The sequence below is a fragment of the Paraburkholderia caledonica genome (genome assembly GCF_000383275.1).
GTDB lineage: Bacteria > Pseudomonadota > Gammaproteobacteria > Burkholderiales > Burkholderiaceae > Paraburkholderia > Paraburkholderia caledonica.
Genome location: NZ_KB911038.1, coordinates 472,454 through 492,756 on the forward strand (window position 1 = coordinate 472,454; position 20,303 = coordinate 492,756).

Sequence of the window (20,303 nt, forward strand, 5' to 3'; positions counted from 1 at the left end):
CGTGGCGCGCAGTCGGGCAGCGGGAAGGATGCGGCAGCCTGCCGAAGCGGTGACTGCCGTATCCCTATGGATAGTGGTTTCGGCTGACGCCTCCCATTACCATGACTTAACCGGCGCTGGCCTCGTCACGGCCTCGTGGGCAAGGTTGCGAAAGCTATGAAAGCTATGGCTTCGCCGTCCCGCTAATCAACCAGACGTGAATCCCGCATGATCAAAATCGGTCGAATAACAGTGTCGCTGGAAATGCGCGAGGTCTATCTCGGTGCAGACTTGGTACCGCTGGGAGCGCGCGCGTTCGGCATTCTCGAACTGCTGATCCGGGCCCGCGGCGCAACCGTTACGAAAGACGAGATCTTCGAGCACGTGTGGTCGAAGTCGGTGGTTGGAGAAAATAACATCCATGTGCAACTGTCCGCCTTGCGCAAGATTTTCGGCGAAGACAGGCAGGCTATCCGCACGATTCCCGGAAGAGGTTATCGCCTGACCCTCGCGGTCGAGACAGACGAATCTGTGGAAGTACCCGCGTCTGCGCCGACGCCTCGCGTTGAGGCCGGTCGTCTCAACAGTTTGCCGGCGATGCACGGGCCTTTGATTGGCCGCGACAGCGCGACCGCGGAACTCGCGCGGGCGCTCACTACGGGGCCTATCGTCACGCTGGTGGGCCCGGGCGGCATCGGCAAGACCCAACTGGGTATCGCAGTCGCGCGGTCAATCGCGGATGCGGCCGGGATGGAAGTGTGTTTCGTGCCTTTGGCATCGGTCGCAAGGGCGCAGAGCATCGTCAGCAGGGTGGCAGAAGCGTTGGGTATAGAAGCCGGCAATGGCGACGCTCCTGAGCTGAAAGATCTGGCTGCGGCCGTCCAGGGCCGCAAGCTGCTCGTTCTGCTTGATAACTGCGAGCATGTCATTGAGTCAGCAGCGACCGTTTGTGACGTACTGGTGCAGGCAAGCGCCGATGTGCGGCTTCTTGCGACCAGTCGCGAGCCGCTCCGAACGAGGGGCGAAATTACGCACTGGGTCGATCCAATGGAGACGCCCGCAGTGGGCGCGGGGCTGCATGCCATCCTCGCATGCAGTTCGGTGAAGCTCTTCCTTGCGCAATTGAGCGCGTTCAATGCCGCCGCAATCAGCGACCGTTGCAGTCTCGAGATGATCGCTACGATCTGCCGTCGGCTCGACGGCGTACCGCTCGCTATCGAACTGGCGGCGGCGCGCGCAGCAGTGTTCGGCATCGGCAGGCTCATATTCGAACTCGACGACCGGTTCCACTTTCTGACTGGTGGGCGCCGTACCGCGCCGCGCCGTCAGCAGACCCTGGAGGCATCGCTCGATTGGGGTCATGAATTGCTGAGTGACTTCGAGAAACTCGTGTTGCAACGGCTTGGTGTATTTCCAGCGCGTTTTTCTCTGGAAGCGGCATGCGCTGTCGCCGCCTTCGGTCAACTGTCGTGCAACGAGGTCACGGAAGCGATCGTCGGCCTCGCGTCGAAGAGCTTCGTGAGTACCACTGGCGGCAGCAACACGAAGGAATATTTTTTGCTCGAAAGTACCCGGGAATACGCGCTGCGCAAGCTGTACGCATCCCGAGAGGCGAACGAGGCGTTGTCGCGCAAGGCGGCGTTTCTTGCGAAATCGGAAACCGTGCCCGAGCGCGGTTTGGGTGTGGTCGCACGACGCGGTCTGACTGTGGTTGAAGCCGTGGCCTCCTGGTAACGGCATTGGAGTGGTGGCAGCTATGAGTTTTGTGTGCATCGTTGACGATGACGCCTCCATACGGAGCGGCGTCGGCAATCTTCTTAAAGCCGTGGGTTACAGCACGTTGGCTTTCTCTTCCGGCGAGGAGTTTCTCGCGTCGCCGCTGATTGACGATGCACTTTGCGTATTGCTGGACGTCAGGATGCGCGGCATGCCGGGACTGGAAGTCCAACGTCGATTGAATGCGGACCACCGCTCAATACCCGTGGTATTCATGTCGGCGCATGGCGACGGGCAGACGGTCGAACGGGCCATGCGCGACGGTGCGGTGGGATTTCTTCGAAAGCCTTTCGCTGAGGAAGTGCTGCTCGATTCGATCGAGCTTGCCATTGCGCGGAAGAATGACGAGGCTTGATTCCATCATCGATCGCTGCGAGCTTTTCGTAAAGGCTCGCAGCGATCGCATATCAACCGGTTTGCCGACTGCTAGTTTACCGTGACGTTACGTCACAACCCGCGATTAGGCGTCGGACTGGCTCTGCTTGCCGACTCGATAGCCGCCGCGACTCCCTGACCGTATGCCGGATCGGCTTTCGTGCAGTGCTCGATGTGCAGCTTTTGAATCGGGTCTGACACGCCCGCCATTGCGCGTGCAGTGTTGTCGAAGAGCGCCTGCTTCTGCTCCGGCGACATCAGACGGAAAAGCGCACCTGGCTGCGAGAAGTAGTCTTCGTCGACCCGATGGTTCCAGTGATCCGCAGCTCCTTCGAGCGAAAGCGGCGGCTCGCTGAAATCGGGCTGATCGAGCCATTCGCCACGCGTATTCGGGTTGTACGGCGTCGTGCCACCCATGTTGTTGTCCACGCGCATCGATCCATCGCGATGGTAGCTGTGTGTCGGACACCTCGGCGCATTGACAGGAATCAGGCTGTGATTCACGCCGAGCCGATAGCGCTGCGCGTCGCCGTACGAGAACAGGCGGCCTTGCAGCATCTTGTCGGGAGAAAAGCTGATGCCCGGAACGACGTTCGCGGGGTTGAACGCGGACTGTTCGACTTCGGCGAAATGATTGTCCGCATTGCGGTTCAATTCCATCACGCCCACTTCGATCAGCGGATACTCTTTTTTCGACCAGACCTTGGTGAGATCGAACGGGTTGAATGACGTCTTTGCGGCGTCCTGCTCGGGCATGACCTGCACGAACATTGTCCACTTCGGGTGTTCATTGCGCTCTATTGCTTCGTACAGGTCGCGATGCGAGCTTTCCCGATCCACGCCCACAAGGGCGGTCGCTTCGGCGTCGGTCAGGTTCTGGATGCCCTGTTGTGTGTACAGATGAAACTTGACCCAGAAGCGTTCCTTGTCCGCGTTAATGAAGCTGAACGTGTGGCTGCCGAAGCCGTGCATATGTCGGAAAGACTTGGGAATGCCGCGATCGCTCATCACGATCGTGATCTGATGCAGCGCTTCGGGCAATTGCGTCCAGAAGTCCCAATTGCTTTCGGCGCTGCGCAGGCCCGAACGCGGATCGCGTTTGATCGCGTGATTCAGGTCTGGGAACTTGAGCGGATCGCGCAAGAAGAAGACCGGCGTGTTGTTGCCGACCAGATCCCAGTTGCCTTCGTCGGTATAGAACTTCACTGCAAAGCCGCGAATATCGCGTTCGGCGTCGGCGGCACCGCGCTCGCCGGCAACCGTTGAAAAACGCGCGAACAGGTCGGTCTTCTTGCCGATCTGCGAGAAGATCTTCGCGCGTGTATATCTGGTGATGTCATGCGTAACAGTGAAGGTGCCATATGCGCCCGACCCCTTGGCGTGCATACGCCGCTCGGGAATCACTTCGCGGTCGAAATGCGCGAGCTTTTCGAGGAACCACACGTCTTGAAGCAATGCGGGGCCGCGCGGCCCGGCTGTTTGAACATTCTGATTGTCTACAACAGGTGCGCCAAAAGCAGTCGTTAGCTTCTTCACTTACTACCTCCAATGATGGAAGAAAAACTCCTGAATGCGGGGCCATGACGTACCGCGGCGTTATGCGGAACGGCTGCCGCCGGTTCGAACGGCTTGACAAGCCCACGCGAAAGGTCCGCTGCGCGGGTACTACGGCTGCAATCTTAGCGCTCGCCTGATAGCGCGGCGTGCACACCCGTGCTGTTTTTGGGGCGAGGCATGAATCATGTGCAAGACGGTCGGTATTGAAGGATACCAATATGAATCGCTTTCAACATGTTCGTTAGGTCCGATCCGATTTTCCGGGAGACACCGACGAGCGGTATTGCTCGGCGCGACACCTGAGGCGATAGTTTTATTCCATTGCATGACAACAAGTTTATAGATCGTCCGTTTGAGGAATTTCAGCGTGTTGTGGAATAGTCGTGCTGCGTCGACTGTTATGAAAGGACGGTCATGATCGGCAAGTTGGAGCGACCGTTCCGCTTTATTTGACCGGAGCATCCGGCTCTGCGAGTGTTCAGCGCGAGTGAGCCGGATTCACCTTGCATTTGCCGCGGTGCGAGCGTCCTGGCGTTTGTTCGAGGAAGATCCATGTTCAGAAAAGTTCTGCAATGGGGCGGCGTGACATTTGTGGGTGTGCTGACACTGGCCGCCTGCGCGTCGACGCCTGCAAGCCGTTCGTCGTCTTCCATCGATCCCCCAGCCGGCGAGCGTCTCATGGCGTTGACTGCATCGGGAGTGCAGACGTACACGTGCGAGTTCGACGCGCAGCATCGTCTGCAATGGGTATTCAAAAGCCCGCTGGCGACGCTATACGACACCAGTGGCCACGCCGTAGTCAATCACGCAGCGGGGCCTTCATGGCAAGCGAGCGACGGTAGCCGCATCGTTGGGCATGCAATCGCACAGTTGCCGAGCGATACGAAAGCGAGCGTGCCGCAACTCCTGCTGGAAACGCATAGCACGGCGGGGAGCGGAATGCTGTCCACGGTGCGGTACGTGCAGCGCGTCAAGACCGTGGGTGGCGTGGCGCCTGCCGCGCCGTGTTCGGCGGCGGGTGAGGCTGGTAGCTCGCCTTATCTAGCCGAGTATGTGTTCTATAAGTAGCGCGTGGCGAGGCTCTGCAACGTAGCTAATGGTGCGGTACCGCGTAACGGGAACACGGCGCGAGGTGCATTGCGCCTGTGAGCGAACGTCTGGCCTACGCTGTACAATCCGCGAACTTTCGTCTGCCGGCAATAAGCGCGCAGTTTGCGGTTCGCGCGCCGTCCGGCGGGCCTCAGCTTTTCGCCAGTCAATCATGTCAACAGCAGATGTCGAGGGTTTGCCCGTTTCACTACCGGGCATGATGCCGCGGCTTCGGGCACTCTCCGATGCCAATGAACGATGATCGCTTGCGCGAGTGGCGGCACCGCCACCGGCATGTCCTGTATGCATTGCGCTGGTTCGCCGTACTCGCCATACCGGCGACGCTCGCTGTGCTGTTCGTCTGGTGCGCCGGATGGTTTTCACCGCGGCTCGGCCCGGCGCGCATCGTCGATGCATTCCAGGCGACAACCACGCCGCATCCCGGTTTCCGGCGGAACCACGCGAAGGGCGTTTGCGTGACGGGGCATTTCGTGAGCGACGGGGCAGGGACACAGCTGTCGCGCGCGAGCGTGTTCGCGCACGACCAGTATCCAGTTGTCGGTCGGCTATCGATACCTGGCAGCGATCCCGGGCAAAGCGATGGCGCCGCCCAGGTGCGCAGTTTCGCGCTGCGCGTCCTGCTACCGCACGGCGAAGAATGGCGTCTTGCGATGAATTCAGTCCCTGTATTCGCCGTACGCACGCCTCAGGCTTTGTTCGAGCAGCTTGAGGCGGATGCGCGCGATCCGGGGACGGGCCGCGCTGACCCTGCGAAGATGCAGGCGTTTCTCGATAGCCATCCGGAGGCCCGCGCGTTCGGCCGGTATCTCGATCGGCATCCGCCCTCATCAGGCTACGACAACGCGACGTACTACGGCATTAGCGCGTTCCAGGCTGTAAATGGAGAGGGCGTGCACCGCTTCGTGCGTTGGGAAGTGGTGCCGGAAAATCTATATCGCCCCGCGGATGCGGGCCGTCTGCGCGATCCCGACTTCCTCGCGTACGATCTGATGAAGCATCTGCGCAGCGGTCCGTTGCGCTGGCACCTGATGCTGAACGTCGCTTTGCCGGGTGACACGACCGACGACTCCACACGGCAATGGGCGCAGTCGCCGGATCGAATGCGGATCGACGTGGGCACTCTCGTGATCGATCGAGCGCAAGCGCAGATAGACGGCCCGTGCCGCGATATCATTTTCGACCCGACGATCCTGCCCAACGGCATCGCGCCGTCGTCGGATCCGCTGCTTGCAGCGCGCTCGGCTACGTATGCAGAGTCGTTTGGCCGCCGCATGAAGGAAGAATCGGCTGCGCACGCAGGCACGCATTGATTTTGCATGAGTGGTATCTATGCCTAAACGGTCGAGACCAATGGTCCTTCCTGCTGCGGTTATCATAGACGTCCGCTTGGAAAAGTAAGTTTCGTGAGCCCGAGCCTGCTCAATCCTCATTTCCTCCCTTTGCGTACCGTCCAATGAAGCTTGACGACAGCCTACTGATCGCATATGCCGACGGCGAACTGAGCGCTGCCGATGCTGCATCGGTCGAGCAGGCGCTGGCCGAATCGGTCGATCTGAGACGCACCGTGGAATTGCTGCGTGCGTCGCGGCTTCCTTATCGGGAGGCATTCGCGAGGCAGAAGCTGCCACCGGTGCCGGATGGACTTCGGCGACGCGTCGAGGCAATGGCCAGTGCCGCACAAGAAAGAACCGGTTTCGCGGCGAGACAGCCGGCACGACGCTCTCCAAGCCTTTTGTGGCTTGCCGCGGCTTTCGTTGCTGGAGCGTTCTGCGTGGGCCTCGTACAACAATTGAACGCGCGCCTGCCGGGCGCGTTCAGCAACGGCGCGGCGACGACTGCGAGCGTCGACAGGCGGTCGTGGGTCAGCGTCGCCGCGGATTATCAACGGATGTACACGCGTGAGACCGTTGAGAGTGTCGCGCCGGATCGAACGGCGGCGGTCGACAAGATCGACGCAATCCGCAACGTCGACGGCATTCGCTTGCGCGTTCCGGATCTGCGGCCGGCAGGATTGGCGTTCAAGTCGGTTGAGCGCTTGCGTTATGACGGCAAGCCGCTTGTGCAGATTGTGTACCTGCCCGAGCGCGGCGTGCCGGTCGCCCTTTGCGTAATCAAGGATTCGCGGCCCGACGAGTCGATCGCGCAGAAGAAGGTAGACGGCATGACCGTTGTGTCCTGGCGGCAGAACGAACTTGCGTATGCGTTAATCGGCACGCCTGACTCGGGCGACTTGCCGACCATCGCTCGGCAGATCGCAAACGCCAACGTCGACGAAATATTTTCCGCATTCGCAGCTGACCGTGCGGCGCGCGGCTGACGCTGCCGCGTTCGCGCAGCCTGCGTTTTGGGGAGCCGTCGCGGCATGACGCGCGACCGGCGCCGCGTCGTCAAAAATGCTGCAACCACTCTAAAAGGCATGCGAATTGCTCACGTCTTGAGACCGTTGCGACGGTCGCGATTGCAGGCGGGCCACGTCGGCGTCGCGCAACATGACGGAGCAATTCAATATGACGGAAAAGAAAATCGCACAAACGGAAGATGAATCGACGTTGAACGCCGGGTCTGGCGACGACAATCCGAAGGTGCATCCCACGTCCAATGCCGAGAAAGATCCGGACGACTGGGTCACGGGCGAAGAACCGATGACGGGCGCTCAAGCCTCGTACTTGAAGACGCTGTGCGAAGAAGCAAAAGAGCCGTTCGACGGCTCGCTGACGAAGGCAGAAGCGTCTCGACGCATTGACGAACTTCAGGGCAAGACCGGCCGCGGAAAGGCCTGATCGGGCATTCTTCGCCATTCATACGGTGCGGCGCGCGCGTGGAGTAAGCACAGTGCAGTGAGACCGTTCGCTGCAGCGCCGTCCGCGTGACCGGCATATTTGCCAATGCGCCTGCAGTTAGCACCTATTCCGGAAGCGTTAAATCCCACGCAGTTCCGGGAGCGGGTTGCGAGCGGTGGTGAAGTTGCCCGCCGATGCTCGACAGTATCCTGCGACTCGTACGCAGGCCGATGTGTTCAAGAGCGCTCGGGAGCAAGCCGCGTCCATTATCGGCTACGCAGATTGTGTATCCGCCCGACGGGTTTCGCGTCAAACTTATTGTCAGCTGCCCTGAAGTCCCGGCGAAAGCATGTTCTACCGCGTTCGCAACGAGTTCGTTCACCACCGTCCCGATTGCGGTACACGTGTCCAGAGTCACGGAAATGCCCGATACGAGATTGATCTCAAGCGTGATACCGCTCTCGCGCAAGCCGTAAAAGTCGTGGAAGCTGTCGGCCATCGACGCAAGGTATCGCCCGAGATCGACCAGTTCGCCATGATCGCCTAGCCCCAGCAGATGGTTGTACAGCGAAGCCATGGCGAAGACGCGGCGCTCGACTTGCTTGAAGCTATCGCGCACATGCGGATCTTTGGCTAGCGCGCCATTGCGTTGAAGCATTGCAACGATGAGCTGAAAGTTGTTACGTATGCGGTGCTGCTGCTCCCTTAACAGATCTACCTTGGCATCGCGATCGGCGGTGAGCATGGAGCGCGTCCGGTACTTCTCGATACTCTCCGAAAGTGCACTCGCCACCGACGCGAGAAACGACATCTCCAATGCCCCGATGTGCGTCGGCTCGCGAAAGTCCACCTCGAGAATCCCGTAGGCGCCACTGCGATTGATAAGAGGAAGGTTGACGGACGTAACGACCTGGTGCTCGATGAGAATGGCCGGGACCTTATCCTGGGGACGTAGACGAACGTCTGGCTCGACCACCGGCTTCGCATTGGTGAGTGCCTCGCCGGCTGGATTCCACGCTTGAACGGCCCCCGCAGAGCGGCCAATCACGTCTGCGCCCATGCCGTATTGTCCCCTGACGACCAGCGTGTCGCCGTCTCCTTCGACTTCGAGCACCTTTGACATCGGCGCATTGCAGCCGAGGGCGGCGCATTTGGCCGCCTCGTCGAGGATGGTTGCGAGAGGGGCATTGTCTTGCAATGCCTCTGTCATTCTCGCAAAGGCTCGCCAATGGCGCAAAACGTCGGTGAGCGCAGCTGTCTCGCCAGGTGCGGGCCGAAGCTCGTCGATGGATGCCGCCAACGTTGCTTTGCGTGCGTAATGCGCCATATGCGTACCGTCGTTTGTAAGCCCGATAATGCATCCTAGCACTTTGCACAGGCGGACCCGATTGACGTTGTCGTGAATGCGGGCAAACGCGGCATGCGGATCATGCTGTGATGCAAAGGCAAACGGGATCGGCGCTGCGCAGTAGGCAGCGCGCGCACCATGGCGTGAGCGGACAATGTCGGCGCACATATCCGATCTGTCGGGGTTTAGGAGAAGCTTTTCCGATGCACGAAAAACAGTGAGAGGCGTCGGTTCTGATTTCTATCGGTAATCCGAAATAAAATCTAGGCGTCGCCGACCTGAGGCTAGTGCGGTCCCCTCGATCAATCAGCGCGCGCAGCTCCGCAACACGGCGGAGCGCGCACATTCGTTCTCGTGACTTTCAGCCAGCCTTATTTGCTAATCTGCTGCGGCTCCACCGATATGGCAACGGCTTCGTTGTAGACGACTTCTACCTGATCCCCTTTCTTGACGCGCTTGAACTGTTCAGGATCTTCTACCACGATATCGACCGAATTGCCCTGCGGACCCTTCAGCGTCACCGTTCTGGTCTGCGGGTTCAGGGCGACCACATTGGCCATCACCGTGATTGCACGGGCGGCCGAGCCTCCGGGTTTTGCGCCTTCTGGTGCGCGGTTGAGCGTTTCACTCTGGCTGACCGTCGCGGGTCCGGTGCTCTTCTTCAGGCTCAAGGTGAGTGCTTGCGTGTACTCGGCTGCGACCGTATCGCCGAGCTTCAACTGGTCGAAGTTCTTCGCTTCTTCGCCAACTGTGACTTGCACGATCTTCCCTTTGGAGTCTTTTAGCCAGACAGTCCGGGTATCGGCTTCAATGCCGACGATGGTCGATTTTGTCTTGACTGTTCCAGTCACGGAAACCTTGCCCGGCTCTCTCGTCACGTCGTACTTCGGCGTCGTATCGGCGAGTACTCCATGTGAAAAGGCCGCAGCCAGCGCGACGATTACGAGCTTTGTGGTGTTCATTGCTGATCTCCTCGAGTGTCCGACCGGGGGCCGCCGCGCGAATCGCGCGGCGACGGCGTCACGCACTGGCATGTGCGCAGCGCGATCACCAGGCGCGATTCATTTGATGGTGTAGCCTCGCCCTTCCATACATGCGGCATACGCGCGGTTGAATGTATCCATGGCGCCTTGAGATTGCGCCTCGCCGGAAGCCTGCGCTGCACGCCTGTTCTGCCGCGCTCTGGCACCGCCGACCATGGTGCCCGCCGCTGCGCCGACGGCCGCGCCTTTCCCGGCATCTCCGCCAATCGCACCGATCACTGCACCACCGGCGGCGCCCCGCGCGGCACCCTGAACGCGCTCGCCACCGCCCACTGCGGGGCCCGATGGCGGCGGCGGAGCGTTGGCGACCGCAGCGGGGTCGACGCCCGTGTTGTTCTTCGCCCAGGAATAGCAGGCACCGTCGTCCTGCTGCTGCTTCTGGGCGCTTTGTCCTTTGGCTGGATAGGCGATCGGTTTGGCCTGCGGCGCGCCGGAGCCTAGTAGTATGCAAACGGCGAAACCGTACACGGAGCACTTCCTTAGTGTGTTCACAGCACCTCCTCTGTCGGGCTATGTGCCGGTAGCGGCGCGTCTCCTGATGATTGCGTTCAGATGCCGGCGCACACAATGAGACCATGGTCCTATTCGGCCAGGTTTCGACGCCACATCGGCACGCCATCAGCCTCTGGTCATGCATTCGCCGTGATGCTGCATTTACGCCCCATTTGCACGCGGCCACCGTGACCGCAATGTCAGGTAGCAGAACCCGCAATTCGCTTAGGACCAAAGTCCGATTCCAGGTCTTTGATCAGCGGCTTACGCTTGATTGTGAGTACGGTCATGCGCGCTGCCAGTAGCGCCAACGCAGCCGTCCCAGTTGCCCGGGACGTGCTGCTCGCCGGCTCTCGCACTGGAGGAAAACGTTCGTGACCAATAAAGTGCGCGCCGCTGGCCGGGCGACGGATGCGGCCGCGCCCAGCGGTTGGCGCTCGGTCTTTCCGCCTGCACAATGGCTCGCTTCCTATCAGCCAAAGTGGCTCAAGAAGGACGCGATTGCCGGCGTCACGTTAGCCGCGTATGGCATTCCTGTGTCATTGGCTTATGCGTCGCTTGCCGGCTTGCCGCCGCAATACGGCATCTATTGCTATCTCGTGGGCGGCGTGTGCTACGCGCTTTTCGGGTCGTCGCGGCAACTCGCCATCGGCCCGACGTCGGCTATTTCGATGCTGGTCGGTCTCACCATTGCAGGCATGGCGGATGGCGATCCCGCTCGCTGGGCGTCGATTGCCGCGCTGACTGCCTTATTGATTGCAGGCATGTGCTGCATTGCGTGGTTGCTGCGTCTGAGTTCGCTTGTCAACTTCATTAGCGAAACAATACTTGTGGGCTTCAAGGCGGGCGCTGCGCTCACGATCGCGTTGACCCAGCTTCCGAAACTTTTGGGCACGAAAGGAGGGGGTGAGTCATTTTTCGAACGTCTCATTGTTCTCGGTGGGCAGATCCCTACTACTTCGCTGACGGTGCTGATTTTCGGTCTCGTCTGCATCGCCGTTCTAGTGTTGGGCGAAAAATACCTGCCGGGCAGGCCGGTCGCCCTCGCGGTCGTTATCGTGTCGACCATTATTGTTTCCGTTACTTCATTGGCGGCGCACGGCTTCTCTGTTGTCGGTGCCTTGCCGCGAGGGCTACCCGAATTCCATCTGCCGACGCTGCGCGTGCGAGACGTCGACGGCATCGTTTCGCTCGCATTTGCCTGTCTGCTGCTGTCTTACGTCGAGAGCGTCTCTGCTGCGCGTGCGCTCGCACAAGCCCATGGTTATGAGATCGACGCCCGTCAGGAATTGCTGGGCCTCGGTGCGGCGAATCTGGCCGCCGGGCTGTTTCAGGGCTATCCGGTCGCCGGTGGACTGTCCCAGTCTTCCGTGAACGACAAGGCCGGTGCACGAACACCGCTGGCGCTCGTATTTGCATCGTTGACGATCGCCTTGTGTCTGATGTTTCTGACCGAACTGCTCAGGAACTTGCCGACCGTGGTTCTCGCGGCAATTGTGATGGTCGCGGTCAAAGGACTGGTCGACGTGAAAGAGATTCGTCATCTCTGGCGCGTGAGTCGCTATGAGTTTGCCGTCTCGTTTGTCGCATTCGCGGCGGTTCTGATGCTCGGCATTCTGAAGGGCGTGATCGTCGCCGTGCTCGTATCGATGCTGCTGATTATCAGGCGGGCCGCACGCCCGCATGTTGCGTTTCTTGGCCGCATTCGCGGAACCCGGCGCTTTTCGGATATCCAGCGTCATGCCGACAACGAATCTATTGCGCATGTGCTTGTGTTTCGGGTCGCGGCGTCGCTGCTGTACTTCAATATCGAGCACGTGCGTCAGACCGTATGGGCAAAAGTCCACGAAGTCAGCGAGCCGATCAAGCTCGTGATATGCGATCTGTCGACGTCGCCCGTGGTCGATCTTTCAGGAGCGCGCATGCTGGCCGCGCTGCATGGCGCACTACAGGCTAAAGGGATAGACCTGCGGATAGTCGGCGCGCACGCTGAGGCGCGCGACATACTCCGCGCCGAGAATCTGGAGGCACGTGTTGGTCCGATTGGACGCCGGTATTCGGTGGCAGACGTTGTAGACGAATTCGAATCAGGCCGTGCGGCAGACTCGAAAGATCCCCACCGCGACACGGAACAAGCGGTGAAGACGGTCGTGAGTAAACCGGACTGAAGCGGCGAGGTTCGTAACGGGAAAGGCGCCAAAACGCACTCGAGCGACGCAGGCTATTGGCGCTGCATATTCTGGTGTGCCGCGATATCGCCGCTTCCGCAGGTCAGTACATGATACCCACTCAACGCAGTTTGGCGGTAACGAGGAGAACGAGATGAACAGACAGATGAACGGTGACTCGCGGGTTCGTGCGATTGCCGCGGATCCGGTTCCGGCTGCGGTTGCCTGTTTCTTTCAGCCGGTGCGTTTCGAGCCGTCTCCTTCAATAACCGGGCGCCCCGCACTTGCCCAGATGCGACCGCCGCGTTCGCTTGCTCACCTGTTCGTACGTTGCCTGACTGGAGTTGTGCTGCTTGCCGTGAGCGCGGGCAGCGTCGCTTCGAATTTGAACTTCCTGAAAAACACGCCGATCAGCTTCATGAGAGAAGCTGATCGCAAGGCGCTCAACGACGCCGCGCAAAAGGCGCTGGAAAAGAAAGACGGCGAGGTTGTTCCGTGGAGTAACGCAGGAACCGGTAACCCGGTTGTGATCAATGGCACCATTACGCCGCACGACACGTCGACGAAAGGGGACCGGACGTGCCGCACCACGACGCTCGTCGCAAATGCGAAAGGGCAGACACAAAGTTGGACACCAACTGTCTGCAAGACTGGCAGCGGACCGTGGAAAATACTCAGGAAATAGCGGATCGAACGCAGCAGGGCGTGCAGATAAGCAGGTATATGCGCGCCGTGTCCGGCGGGCCGTTCATTTCACTGACCGCGCCACGCTCTGCTGCGCAAGGAGAGCAATGCAATCGGCGTGGTCAGAATCGTTCGGCCACGTATTTGAACGGATAGTCGGGCTCCTTGTATCCGTTCGGCTTTTGCCGGGCCGGTAGGGTGACCTTTTCGCGCGCAATCGTCTTATAGGGAATCTTTTGTAGCAGATCGCTAATAATATTGAGTCGCGCACGCCGTTTGTCGTTGGATACCGCGACAAACCATGGGGCGAAATCGGTGTCCGACGCTTCGAACATTGCGTCGCGCGCACGCGAATAGTCGTACCACCGGCTATAAGACTTCAAATCCATGCCGGAGAGTTTCCAGACTTTACGCCCGTCGGTGATGCGAGCTTGCAGACGGCGAGTCTGTTCTTCTTCACTGACTTCGAGCCAGTATTTGAGCAGAATAATCCCCGAATGAACGATTGCACGTTCCACGAGCGGCACCGCCTTTAGAAAGCTCACGGCTTCGTTTTCGGTGCAAAAACCCATTACCCGCTCAACGCCTGCACGGTTGTACCAGCTGCGATCGAAGATCACGATTTCTCCGGCTGCGGGCAAGTGAGGCAGGTAGCGTTGCACGTACATCTGGCTTTTCTCGCGGTCCGTGGGTGCGGGCAATGCGACCACACGGAATACACGCGGACTCACTCTTTCGGTGATTGCCTTGATCGTGCCGCCCTTGCCGGCGCCGTCGCGCCCCTCAAAAACGATGCAGATCTTTTGCCCCGTTTGTACGACCCATTCCTGCAGCTTCACCAGTTCGACCTGCATTGGCGTGAGTTCGCGCAGATATTCCTTGTTGGATAACGTCTCACGCTTAACCGGGTCGTCCTGTTTGCATTGGTGCTTCGTCATTGCAATCTCTCCGCGCGCGCCGCCACAGCCTCGGTTGATGATTCACTAGAATATGCGGCGGCACCGCGGCAAACAATGAGCCTTTGGTCCAATAGCGCGGCTGGTCGTCCTGTTCTATCCTCGGGACGTCCCGACGGGTGCGAGGATAGAGCAAGACGCGCCGCGAACACCGGGCATGCCAGATGGTTCGTGAAGCTAACGAACCGGAATCGCGATGAGACAATCCAAAACCAGAATAGCGTTTGCACTAGTGGGCGTATTTGTCATTGCGCTGAATCCGCTTGCGAATCGTGGTTCACGAAAATGACAGACGCTATCTACTGGGCAACTACTGGGCAACCTGCCATCGCAACACCGGATGCGTCGCGCCCGCAGGCATCGCCCACGCGCCAGTGGAGCTGAAGTCGTAGGTGGGACCGAAGCTCGACGGCATGCTCATCTGTGCCGTGGTCAACCCCTTCGCTGCCGACGTGCCCGTCCCGCTATAAACATCGCGGGTTGCCAGGGTGGTCTGAGTGTCCCAGTAAACGTCGCCCGCAATGGTGCCGTTGTTGGTGCTTGCAACGCCGAGCGGAGGCGGGCCGAGCGTCGGATTTATGTTCTGTACGACTTTGCCGGTGGCGAACGACTGCTCGATCGTGCCGTCGTTTCTTTGAACCAGCGCGGCACTGCCGTCCGAACACTGCGAGCCGTTTCCGCCGCCGCAATAGTTCGGCTGGAACGACACCTGTCCGGTCGCGTATGACTGCGAGATGAGTCCCGAGTTGCTGCCGACCAGTCCTCCGCCTCCTCCAGTATGCGCCTGCGCGGCCACTGCGCCCGTTGCATACGACTGCCGGATCGTCCCCGCGTTGATTCCGACCAGTCCGCCGAGCGTGCCCTCGGCGGAGACATCCACGTTGCTGCCCGAGCGCGTGATCGTGCCATAGTTGTACCCGACCAGCCCGCCGGTGCTGGAGGTGTAGCTGTAGCCTCCAAACGCGGAAGCGGATCCGCTAGTGCGTACGTAAGTGACGAGTCCGTAGTTGAACCCGGCCAGCATGCCGTACGAACCGTAGCCCTGCTGATTATTGATCTTCCCATTCACGTCCACATGACGCACGACACCCGCCGCGCCGATCACACCGAACAGGCCGGCTGCGCGCTGATCGGGACCGCCGGTCATAGAGCCTGGTGTGACGAGCACCGTGCTCGACAGTGAGAGTCCATTGATTGCATGCCCCATGCCGTCGAACTGACCGGAGAACGGCGTCGCGCCGTCGCCGATCGGTGTAAACGGGAACGGAGGCGGGAAGCCCGAGGTCGCGCTTGCGTCGATGTCTTTGCCGAGCGCGTAGTTGCCGGCGAGATCCGTCGAGATCTGCTGCAGGTCGCTCAGCGAATTGATCAGTTTATAGGCTGTCGCCTGGGTCAATAGACCGCTGTATGGCGCGGCCGTCCACGCGCTGTTGGTAAGTACTGTGCCGGGGCTGTAACTGCCGTTCATGTCGTACAGCGCGCTGACGATGCCGGTACTCGCAGACCAGTCGAGCGTGCCTTGATTGACGACGCTGCCGCTGTTGTCGATGCCCGACGCGTCCGCGCGCAACGTCAGATTGCCGGAGCCCGAGTTCTTGAGGGTGACGCCGGGAGAAATCGACACATCGTGGTAGGCCGCGAGCGATAGGGCGGCAGGGCCCTGCCAACTGATGCCCGAAGCGACGCTTAGATCGCCGGATGCGCCGTTCGCGCCCGTGGTCGTTACGTTCACCGATGTCCCCGCGTCGAGGCTGCGCCGAACTGCTCCGGCGGCCGACTGGTCGATCGTAAAAGCGGGAGCCGTTACGTTCCATTGCGACGCGAGCACTTGTGCGCCGGGGACGAACGAGAGCACACGTGCCTGTGCATCGACAATGCCGCCGCTGCCATTCGCATTGAAGGCGGAGATCGTGCCGCCCTGCGTGACCCCGCCCGCATCGGCGACCAGCCAGACGTGGCCGTCGCGTGTTGCGGTGCCGATTGCGCGTGTGCGTGTGCCGCCGCCCGCAAGCGCGTAAATGTTGCCATCCGCGGCTTGCAGGTTGATCTGCGCGGCCTGCAAAGGCCCCACGTTCGCAATCGTGCCGTTGCTGCCGGTTTGCACGAAAAGCTGCTTGCTGCTCGACGAATCCTGCAGCAACAGTTTTGCGCCTACACCGAATTCCGCTGTCCCGTTCGGTGCTTCGACGGTGCCTGCGTTGACGACAGCTTGCCGGGCGATCAGAAATACGTCGCCGCCAGTCGAACTGATTTTGCCCAGATTGACGACGCTCGCATTCGAGTCGCCGGAGAACGTCAGCGAGCCGCCGTTCATGAACGCGCAGTTGCAGACATCCAGCGTCGATGCGAGAAAGCGTCCACCCGTGCTCACGACGCCGGACGGCCCAACGACGATTCCTTGCGGGTTGATCAGATAGAGGTCGCCTGTCGCGCTGAGCTTTCCAAGGATCACGGAGAGCGAGCCGCCCGTCACGCGATTGAGCGTTGCGCCCGAGCCGTTCTGGAACGTGACGGCATTGTCTTTGCCGATTGAAAAGCTGCGCCAGTCGATCACGCCGCGCGTCGAGCCGGGCTGCGTCACGACCAGGTTATTGCCGCTTGCGTTAATGGAGCCTTGCCCGCTGACGAATTGACCACCTTGCGGTAATACGCCGCCCGCGAGGGCGACGGTAGCCGAAGAGACTCCCACAAGTGCGAGTGCGATGGCGATCGCGATCGAGCGATGCGATGTGCCAATGACTCGGCAAGTCGAATTTTCAACCGGTGATAGTGGTAACCGAAACGACATGGATGCCTCCTCGGTATCAGTCCGATATTCGTCTGCGGCGGTAAACAGTTGCGGCTGGCTAACGACGCATCGTCTGACGTAACTGGCTGAAATCAGCTTAGCAGCGCGCTTGGCTGACACCCCGTAATAATCACATCAATTTGCGCCTGACGATGCCGCTTTTGGCGGATGTGTCGGCAGGTGGCAAATGCCTGCCGCTTTGGCATGCCTCTCACGCTCAACGTTTTTTTCATACGCACCCTACGCAAGCGGCTATTTATTGCCGACATCCAGACATGAGTTGCATCGCCTGAAGCAGGCGACGGGAAGAAATTACCGAGCCCCATTTCTCGTGGCGTTCCCTTATTGGCGCGAACGCCGTAGATAAGGATGTCGAAGGAAATCGGCGCTCCTCCCGGACACGCATCCCACATCCCCTGATCGCGGATTTTTTTGGGCGCGCCCCGGCGCTGGATTGCCTTGCCATGGTTAAACGACGTGAGTTTCTCGGCTTGCTGACGGCTGTCGGCAGCAGTTATATGTTGAGCGCCTGCGGCGGTGGCTCGGGCGGAAGTGCCGGGGGCACAGCCAATGCCGGCGTGACCAGCAGCGCGACGCCCGGTTCGAGCGGCACAGGCAGCAACGGAGCGCCGGCGACAACAGGGAGCCCGAGCACGCAAACGAGCGCGACGTCGACGGGCTCGAAGGGCGGGTCGTCGGGGTCGAACAGCAACGGCGGGGCGTCGAACCACGGCACGCCTGCATCGGCGGACGGCACGTTGGTCCCACCCGCCGTGTCGATCACCGACAACCAGGCGGCGGTCTGGACGCTGGTCGGCGGATCGGTCTTCCGGAATAGCGTACGCGCCGGCAATACGTACAACGTGTCTTTGCTGCTCTGGTACGGCGGCGGCATCTATCACGAGGGAACCGGCGGCCAGTTCTACGGCTGGAACGGTTCCAACTGGTTCGCGTGCAACGATCCGCGCCTTGGCGGCACCTCGGCCGACGGTACGACGATTCCCGGCGCGTCGTACATCATCGACAAAGTAGGCGCGGTCTGGAGCGTCGCAAATGGTGTCGTGCTGCGCAACAACGCACCGGTCGGCGTGACATCGAATGTCTCGCTGTTGCTGTGGTACGGCGGCAAGCTGTGGTACAGGGCAACGGGCGGCCAGTTCTACGTGTGCAACGACATTGAGCAATGGCTGCCTTGTACCGATCCGCGCATTTCCGTGGCGGCTACTAGCGGCACGTTCCATGGCATCAACGGGCATTACGATTATCGCTACACGCCCGCGCAAGTCGTGTCGATCATGACGAACATGGGATGTTCGACCTATCGCGTCGGCGCCACCGACGACCCGACGCAGCTCGGCGCGGTGGTCAGTCTCGCGCAGGCTTTTCAGGCAGCAGGCTTGACGCTTTTCGTACTGATCGACATCGGTGTGCGGGACTGGAGCAACGTGCTCTTTGCAAGCGAGTCAGTGGCGTACGCCCGGGGACATTCGTGCGGCGCGACGGTCGCTGCCGCGCTCGCGCCGTATGGCGTGGTTATGTACGAGTGCGGCAACGAGTTGACCCGAGATCCCGCGATCATTCTCGACTCGACCAATGCAGGGACGAAGGCCGTCGACTTCAACAACGGCAACTGGCCGATCATGCGCGGTGTCATGCGCGGCATGATAGACGGCGTGAAATCGGCGCAGGCCACGGCGAAGTGTGGAATCAACTTCTGCGTCGCCGACGTCGGCGCAGCCGATGCGTTGTGGGACGGCACGCAGCCGGACGGCACAAGCGGTTATCCGACGGTACGCTGGGACCTCACGACGTGGCACAACTACGAGGTGTACGGCGACATCTTCGATATCGGCTCGGACGGCTCCGGCCCCGGCTTCGATCTGCCCGCGTACTGTAAAGCGCGGTACGGTGCGCCGTTTCTGCTCACGGAGTGGAACACCGGACCGGAGAAGACTCAGGCCTATCGCGCGGATTACATCAGTTCGCGCTATGCGACCTACTATCAGGCGAGAAAAACGAAGAACGTCCAGTCGGTGATGTACTACGTGCTCGATAGCGGCAACGCGACATATGGCCTGATGATAGATGGCGTGACACTCAATCTGCCGTACAACGCGTTTGTCAGTTTTGTTGCGAGCCATCCAGACAACTAAGCCTCGGGCTGGACGAGTGGCTCGTTCTGTCGACAGCGATTAAAGCCCGGTCCGGCGCCGCGACACTAAAAGAAAAAGAGCGGCGAGGGCAGGGCAACGAGCGGACAGCTTCAGGTCAGCCGCGACTGCTTACGCAGGCTTCAACAGTGTCCGCCATTCCGGCAGGCTGCCTTTCTTGTCGATTGCATCGACGAGCGGCGCGGCGCGCGCGGCGAGTTGCTCCTGCACATCAGCCACGGCGGTTGCGAGCGCGCTCGACATGCCGAGACCGTCCAGCATCAGCGCGGCTTCACGCATTTCCTCCGAGCGCCGCTGACCGTGCTCGACCACTCGTCCGATCAAATACGCTTCGTAGCCGTTGTCCCAGCCCACACCCGGAAAAGTGGCCGCGAGCGAAGCCAGCACGCGCCCGTCCACGTCGAATTGATGCGCGGCGAGCATCGACTGAACGCACAGCGCTTCCATGCCCTTGATCATGATGCTGCGGCACAGCTTGATTGCCGACGCGAGCCCGACTTCCTCTGCCACTGCTTCGGAGCGCATGCCGAGTCCGTTGAGAAGCTCGGCTGTTTGCGCGGCGACGCGTCCGCCGAGCAGCACCGGCACCCGGATGCCTTGCGGCGGCACGGGCGCCATGACCGCGGCTTCCACGTAATCGGTGCCGCTTTGCTGAATCGCTACGCTATTGCGCTGCTTGACCGCGGGCGACACCGAATTGAGATCGATGAACACCTGGCCCGCCTTGAGATGCGCGGCGGCGGCGCTGGCGACGGCTTCGGCCTGGCTCGCGGTGACTGCGGAGAACACGAGCTGCGCATCGCGCAGTGCGGACGCAAGATCGTCAGCGATTTGGGCGCCGCTTTTCTCACCGCGCTCGATGATTGCGCCGCGCGTGGCCGCGTCTTGCAGCTTGACGTCGAACGCGCAAACCGTATGGCCCGCTTCGGTGAATGCGCGCGCAAAGATGGGGCCGACTTCGCCGAAGCCGATAATCGCGATGTGGCCGGTGAATTGTTCGAATGACTGAGGCATACAGGAACTCCGGAAAAAGCCTCGCGAATTTCACGAGCGCGAAGCCGGTCAGCAATGACATG

The 20,303-nt window shown here is 60.6% G+C and carries 16 protein-coding genes; 9 read left to right on the top strand and 7 right to left on the bottom strand.

Features of this window, described 5'->3' with window-relative positions; genetic code table 11:
- The first annotated feature begins 207 nt into the window (after window positions 1–207).
- A complete protein-coding gene (locus H281_RS34725) occupies window positions 208–1,713 on the top strand; it encodes an ATP-binding protein (protein WP_020068449.1) in 1,506 nt (501 codons plus the stop codon).
- Window positions 1,714–1,735: 22 nt separating this feature from the next.
- Window positions 1,736–2,110: a response regulator transcription factor gene (locus H281_RS0117550; protein WP_020068450.1), complete on the top strand. Its 375-nt coding sequence runs from the start codon at window positions 1,736–1,738 to the stop codon at window positions 2,108–2,110.
- 92 nt (window positions 2,111–2,202) lie between these two features.
- Here the strand turns inward: H281_RS0117550 and H281_RS0117555 are convergent, their stop codons facing one another.
- Entirely contained in the window at window positions 2,203–3,666 is a 1,464-nt protein-coding gene (locus tag H281_RS0117555; RefSeq protein WP_020068451.1) for a catalase, read from the bottom strand.
- Window positions 3,667–4,239: 573 nt separating this feature from the next.
- Between H281_RS0117555 and H281_RS0117560 the strand changes: the two genes are divergently transcribed.
- The 4 genes from H281_RS0117560 to H281_RS0117575 all read left to right on the top strand — a co-directional run bounded on the left by H281_RS0117560 (window position 4,240) and on the right by H281_RS0117575 (window position 7,577).
- On the top strand, window positions 4,240–4,755 hold the full coding sequence (locus tag H281_RS0117560; protein ID WP_020068452.1) for a DUF3455 domain-containing protein: 516 nt from the start codon (window positions 4,240–4,242) through the stop codon (window positions 4,753–4,755).
- A gap of 272 nt (window positions 4,756–5,027) precedes the next feature.
- The gene (locus H281_RS0117565) at window positions 5,028–6,107 is read left to right on the top strand and encodes a catalase family peroxidase (RefSeq protein ID WP_123282685.1); all 1,080 of its coding nucleotides are present in this window, start codon (window positions 5,028–5,030) and stop codon (window positions 6,105–6,107) included.
- A gap of 143 nt (window positions 6,108–6,250) precedes the next feature.
- Window positions 6,251–7,114: an anti-sigma factor family protein gene (locus H281_RS0117570; protein WP_020068454.1), complete on the top strand. Its 864-nt coding sequence runs from the start codon at window positions 6,251–6,253 to the stop codon at window positions 7,112–7,114.
- Between the two features lie 190 nt (window positions 7,115–7,304).
- Window positions 7,305–7,577: a DUF3072 domain-containing protein gene (locus tag H281_RS0117575; RefSeq protein ID WP_084690132.1), complete on the top strand. Its 273-nt coding sequence runs from the start codon at window positions 7,305–7,307 to the stop codon at window positions 7,575–7,577.
- A 124-nt stretch (window positions 7,578–7,701) separates the two neighbouring features.
- Here the strand turns inward: H281_RS0117575 and H281_RS0117580 are convergent, their stop codons facing one another.
- The 3 genes from H281_RS0117580 to H281_RS0117590 form a co-directional block, all read right to left on the bottom strand.
- The gene (locus tag H281_RS0117580; protein WP_164701906.1) at window positions 7,702–8,775 is read right to left on the bottom strand and encodes a sensor histidine kinase; all 1,074 of its coding nucleotides are present in this window, start codon (window positions 8,773–8,775) and stop codon (window positions 7,702–7,704) included.
- 521 nt (window positions 8,776–9,296) lie between these two features.
- Entirely contained in the window at window positions 9,297–9,887 is a 591-nt protein-coding gene (locus tag H281_RS0117585; protein ID WP_020068457.1) for a hypothetical protein, read from the bottom strand.
- 99 nt (window positions 9,888–9,986) lie between these two features.
- Window positions 9,987–10,436: a glycine zipper family protein gene (locus tag H281_RS0117590; protein ID WP_020068458.1), complete on the bottom strand. Its 450-nt coding sequence runs from the start codon at window positions 10,434–10,436 to the stop codon at window positions 9,987–9,989.
- A gap of 398 nt (window positions 10,437–10,834) precedes the next feature.
- Here H281_RS0117590 and H281_RS0117595 point away from each other — a divergent pair, with 398 nt between their 5' ends.
- Window positions 10,835–12,628: a SulP family inorganic anion transporter gene (locus H281_RS0117595; protein WP_020068459.1), complete on the top strand. Its 1,794-nt coding sequence runs from the start codon at window positions 10,835–10,837 to the stop codon at window positions 12,626–12,628.
- Window positions 12,629–12,704: 76 nt separating this feature from the next.
- Window positions 12,705–13,313, top strand: coding sequence for an RT0821/Lpp0805 family surface protein (locus tag H281_RS37565; protein WP_338117949.1), 609 nt, complete (start codon window positions 12,705–12,707; stop codon window positions 13,311–13,313).
- 121 nt (window positions 13,314–13,434) lie between these two features.
- On the opposite strand, the gene ppk2 is transcribed toward H281_RS37565, so the two are convergent.
- Together ppk2 and H281_RS0117610 are read right to left on the bottom strand one after the other, a co-directional pair.
- Window positions 13,435–14,250 (bottom strand): polyphosphate kinase 2, encoded by an 816-nt coding sequence (gene ppk2, locus H281_RS0117605; protein ID WP_020068461.1) that lies wholly within the window; start codon window positions 14,248–14,250, stop codon window positions 13,435–13,437.
- A 328-nt stretch (window positions 14,251–14,578) separates the two neighbouring features.
- Window positions 14,579–17,056, bottom strand: coding sequence for a two-partner secretion domain-containing protein (locus tag H281_RS0117610; RefSeq protein ID WP_020068462.1), 2,478 nt, complete (start codon window positions 17,054–17,056; stop codon window positions 14,579–14,581).
- 464 nt (window positions 17,057–17,520) lie between these two features.
- On the opposite strand from H281_RS0117610, the gene H281_RS0117615 reads away from it, so the two are divergent.
- A complete protein-coding gene (locus H281_RS0117615; RefSeq protein WP_027804707.1) occupies window positions 17,521–19,209 on the top strand; it encodes a hypothetical protein in 1,689 nt (562 codons plus the stop codon).
- Window positions 19,210–19,338: 129 nt separating this feature from the next.
- Here the strand turns inward: H281_RS0117615 and H281_RS0117620 are convergent, their stop codons facing one another.
- Window positions 19,339–20,241 carry an NAD(P)-dependent oxidoreductase gene (locus H281_RS0117620; protein WP_020068465.1) on the bottom strand — a complete coding sequence of 301 codons (903 nt, stop codon included), beginning with the start codon at window positions 20,239–20,241 and terminating at the stop codon, window positions 19,339–19,341.
- Window positions 20,242–20,303 lie beyond the last annotated feature (62 nt).